Consider the following 1,855-nt stretch of genomic DNA (forward strand, 5'->3'; position numbering starts at 1 on the left):
CTCTTTGGATGTTTATTCATACTCCGTAGTTCAATCATAATGCTCATTTATAGTTCTAAAGTATCTATACTCACGAGCTACTCGCTATACTACAAGAAGTCGATTTTCACACTATTGCCATCTTTTCTAGTAATGGTTTTGATCAAAGCAATATGACAAATAAATCAAATCATCTACATCTGACATATCTTTCTCTTTAATGCATTAAGTCAATGCCTTGCTGTAACAATAAATTAGATATTTCTTCTTTTTTCTTATTGCAAGTCCAAGTGTTAATAAAATTGTCTAAAGATGCAAATTCCCCTTTGATATTGGTCTTTGTATAATCTATAATATTTTCTACTCTTAATAACTTGCCTTCAGCATCATAAACCGAAACTTTTTTATTTATAATTTCTACTTTACAACCATTCGCATCTATAAATGGTTTTGTTTTTATAATATCTTCACCTTTACCATTAGGATTATCTCCATCAACTTCTTTTATTGGTCGTCCAGGTTTTTCTTCATTTGTATAACCTTCGTTTACTTCAATCGGTCCATCCCATTCAGGATCGCTAAATAGTCTAGTCACATTTCTAAAGTCCATTACTACAAAATGTGTTTTACCATCTTTTTCTCTAATTCTCGTACCACGACCAATGATCTGTTTAAACTCTGTCATAGATCCTATCATTTGATCTAAAACTATCAGTTTTGTCATCTTACAGTCTGCACCTGTTGATAAAAGCTTGGATGTTGTCGCAATTACAGGATACTCTTGAGATGTTGAGATAAAATATTTCAATTTACTTTTTCCATATTCATCACTGCCAGTTATTCTAACAACATAGTCATCATGATTCATATCTTTATTAAATAGAAGTGCATCTCATCCGTTTGCATGAGCTCATCGCACAGAATACAATGTTCTTTTGCATCCGATCAGTACTTTCAAATAATTTGTTATTTCTCTTGCTACAGAATTGATGCGATCTTCAATGACGATATTGTAATCAAAGTCACTGTTTGTATAAATTCTATCCTCTATGATATTTCCATTAATATCAGTTTGACCTGCGAGTGGTCTCCATCCTTCAGCAATGTCTGTCATAATGTTAATAACTTTAAATGGAGCAAGGAAACCATCTTCAATACCTTCTTTTAGACTATAAGTATACACTGGCTCACCAAAGTAATCGATATTGGAAATCTCTTTTGTTTCTTTTGGAGTAGCAGTCATACCAATTTGAGCTGCAGACGAAAAATATTCTAAAATTTTTCTCCAGTTACTTTCCTTTTTTGCTGAACCTCTATGACATTCATCGACAATGATTAAATCAAAAAAGTCCTTCTTAAATAATTTGGCAAGTTTAGATGTAACTTCTTCGTCATCACTATCATCACTATTTCCTGCTAGTTGTTGATAAAGTGAAAAATATACCTGATATGATGTTATTGTATTTGGATCATCTTCATTGAAATTAATTTTATGAATTACTCTCTTCAAAGGCGAAAAATCTTGATCAATTGATTGATCCACAAGAATATTTCTATCCGCCAAATATAATATTTTTCTTTTTAACCCACTTTTTAATAAGCGATATACAATTTGAAATGCTGTATATGTTTTACCAGTACCAGTCGCCATAACTAGCAAAACACGATCTTGTCCTTTTGCGATCGCTTCTAAAGTCCTATTAATTGCATTTCTCTGATAATATCTTGGATCAAATGATTTTTGACTCGAATAGAAAGGTTGCTCTAAAACCGTTTCTTCATCACGCGATATTCCTGCTCCTTTATTTAATTCACTTTTATATCGCTTTAGCAATTCTTCGGAAGTTGGAAATTCATTTAATGCAATTGTTCTTTC

The 1,855-nt window shown here is 31.8% G+C and carries 1 pseudogene; it reads right to left on the minus strand.

Annotated features, from left to right (window positions below):
- Positions 1-95 precede the first annotated feature (95 nt).
- Positions 96-1,855, minus strand: a pseudogene (gene hsdR / locus EUBDOL_RS11905) (EcoAI/FtnUII family type I restriction enzme subunit R); the annotation flags it as partial.

The sequence above is a fragment of the Amedibacillus dolichus DSM 3991 genome (assembly GCF_000154285.1).
Taxonomy (GTDB): domain Bacteria; phylum Bacillota_I; class Bacilli_A; order Erysipelotrichales; family Erysipelotrichaceae; genus Amedibacillus; species Amedibacillus dolichus.